This window comes from Rhodococcus sp. P4_B6 (assembly GCF_056402215.1).
Window position 1 is genome coordinate 1 of sequence record NZ_JBFUHV010000371.1, and the last position, 3,060, is coordinate 3,060.

Consider the following 3,060-nt stretch of genomic DNA (forward strand, 5'->3'; position numbering starts at 1 on the left):
GTGCTTGGACTTGCCGATGGGCCATTTGTCGACGTTGTTAATACTGAGCCGTGAGAGCAAGGCCCGCGCGTTGGGTCCACTGAAGGTGAACTCGGGGATGCCGCTGAGATTCGACGCGATGTACGCGCCGGTCTTCCACGACATCGATTCTTTCTTCCACCCGTCGCCTTCCCAGATATGGAGGCTACCTAGGATGTTCAGGTAGGTCGGCACGTCGGGGTAGGAAGGAACGTCACCGACGGACGCTGCTCCGGGGCCTTGCTGGACCGCATGGTCGACACTCATGGCGCTATTGCTCTCTTTCTGAACGCACTGACGTGATATGTGGTTCCGCTCGGGGTGCGAGCGGTCAGGACGCCGAACCGATTCGGTCGTACGGGGTGTCCTTTACCTTTTCGAGGACGGATCGCAACGGCGCGGGCGCCTGCCCCGTGATCTGCTCGACATGTCCGGACAGCAGTGCTTGGTAGCCCTGGGCCACCGCCAGATCGGCCGACACCAGCTCGTCGCTGGCCCACATGTGGCCTTCGGCGCTGGGGGGCATGTTCGGGTCGTACGTCCGCGGGAGACCGACCGAGTCGAAGAACTGCAGCCGTTCCTCCTCCGATACCGGCTTGTAGGCGATCTCTGTGCCGAAGACCTCTGAACCAAGTCGGACAATGTCGTCCATGCTCAACAGTTCAGGACCGGTGATCTCGTAGACGGCGCCATCGTGGTCGGCGGGGTCGGCGAGGATTGCGGTCGCACAGCGCGCGACGTCCACCTTGGAGACGGGCGCTAAGGAACCGTGGCCGGTGGCCATTTCGAGTACGCCGTCGCGTGCGGCAGGTGCCAGCCAGATCGCACTGACGATCTCCGCGTAGAGCGCATTGCGCAGGATCGTGTACGACAGTCCGCTCGCTCGGAGATCGAGCTCGGTCTGGTAATGGTCGATGGCTGAGAGCGCCGGGTTGCCGGGTTGTACTCCGCCGACCGATGTGTAGACGATGTGGCGTATCCCCGCCTTCTCTGCGGCGCGGATCGCATTACGGTGTTCGGTTGTCCGCCGCCCGAGATTGAGCCCACTGATGAGAAACAGGATGTCTCCGCCGTGGTACGCCTCGTCCAATAGCTCGGGCTTCTCGTAATCGCCCTTCCGCACGCTGACGTTCGGGCCGCCTGCTTCGATTGCCTCGGGCGATCGAGTCACAAGTGTCAGGTTGCACAGAGGAGCTCTTTCGAGGAGACCTTGCGTCACCCGGCGAGCCAAATCGCCCGAGGCTCCACTGATGACAATTTGGGTCACATCTTCCTCCGGTTGTAGATCACGAATCTTTGTCCATGCGGTGCGGCTTGACGGGGTCAGCATGAGCCGGAGTCGAGCGACGCACGTTGCAAGCTTCGTTGCTGGGAGTGACGTGGGCAATAGCACGAAGTTCTAGCGAACCATGTGTGAGATGCATGATCGAGCCCGCCGAACCGCGGGCGTCCAGGGCCGCCTCAGGCACTGATCCAGGGACGCTACGCAAGGTGGGTCGTATCCGGTCGAGGTGAGACGGCATTTCCCCTTCTGTGGCACCGCGCCATCGTCAGCCTCTTCGACGGCGCCTGGCGGTTCCGAAGTGGGTCTCCGCCGAGTGCCCGACACCGTCGTCGCGTTGGTATCTGCACCTCGCCTCGCATAGGAGGACATTTGCATAGCGTATGTGGGGCAGACACGCCGAACAGCTATCCGCTCCGTGCGAGGCATGTGCGCTCAGAGAGATGACCGTCTCCTTGACCGATCAGCCTCCTCGAACTCTCCGAACTCACGACGCAGCGGAGMCTTTCCGCGCAATCTACGGGTGCGAGGCAACGTGCCGTGCTAGGCCCGCAAGCATGGGATTCTGCGGCTCCATGCCATTCAAATCCTGATACGGATCTCGAGGTAATCGCCACCGCGATTCGACCTCGCAGGTGGGGGCACCGCGCCGTGTTCAGCTCGGGATTGGGTCATGGGAGGCGAGTGGATCCAATCGATTCGGACTGTGTGACGTGCGGCAAGACATCTACGCCAGCCTCGAAGGTCTACTCAGGGAGACCGACCTTTATGAATTCGCTATCCGGGGCTGCCTCAGGCCGGTGCCGATCTCCGAACCAATCGATGGCTGACAACAAGAGACCCCAACTGCTGAACCCTGACGCGCCGCCGGTGAGGTCCCACTGCCGCCAGTCGCCCAAGGCTGCGGCAGGCGAAGCCGCGCCGAGTCGGCAGACGAACGGCGGGGCCTCCGCACCAACCACGTGAGCCCGGAATCGGTGCGCGGCCAGCCTATCCGCGGCGAGCCGCCACCGCGACCATTAGGTTAAACCTTTGACTTCCTGCTGCGTCACACGCCTACTTCAGGAATGGTCCTTACGATTCGGATCCGCACGAACACCACCGGGGTGATTCCTCATCGACGGAGGTGTGCACGCCACCCCGAATAGCAACCACTCCAAAGATCACCGCATCACCTAGCAGGACGGTGACCGTCGCACCGAGGACAGCGTTGTCGTAAGCGTCTCCCAACAAAACACCCATAGGGACTGCAACGGCGCTCGCGACCACACACGCATTCCACAGCCAGCGATAACGCCTCACGCACGGACTGTAACTGAAGGGATCCCCTAGTTGGAGCCCTGGTCGTTGTGGCGTGCGTCGCAGGAACTCTCGAAGGGTCGTGCAGGGTTTCTACGCCCGCTATGCGGTGTTGATGCGTCGCGACATGATTGCCGATACCCGGCGCCTCGATGGTCTACTCGCCAAGAACCAGAAGCGGATAACCCGTGGAGGCCGGGGTGGATGACGCTCACACTTCGCCTGCGCCGCCATCGTGGTTAGCTGCATCGTATTCTGCACGTGCGCAATTGATTTGGTCTGATCGCGCATATCCCCACTCGATCAGGTTCATCACTAGGTCGGACAGACTCCGACCTAGTGGCGTGAGGTCATACACCACGTGCTTCCGCGCGTCGGCGACCACGGTCCGGCTTAGTAGTCCATCGCGTTCGAGCATCCGAAGATTGTGAGTAAGTATTTTCTGCGACAACGGGTGTGAC

The 3,060-nt window shown here is 61.6% G+C and carries 3 protein-coding genes; all 3 read right to left on the reverse strand.

Going from position 1 to position 3,060, the window contains the following annotated elements:
• The coding region (locus tag AC1DWT_RS50510) for a hypothetical protein (RefSeq protein WP_477926193.1) at positions 1 to 285 on the reverse strand (285 nt) is incomplete at its 3' end.
• Positions 286 to 349: 64 nt separating this feature from the next.
• A complete protein-coding gene (locus AC1DWT_RS50515) occupies positions 350 to 1,348 on the reverse strand; it encodes an NAD(P)H-binding protein (RefSeq protein WP_477926194.1) in 999 nt (332 codons plus the stop codon).
• A gap of 1,462 nt (positions 1,349 to 2,810) precedes the next feature.
• Positions 2,811 to 3,060: winged helix-turn-helix transcriptional regulator (locus tag AC1DWT_RS50520; RefSeq protein WP_477926195.1), on the reverse strand; the 250-nt coding region annotated here is incomplete at its 5' end.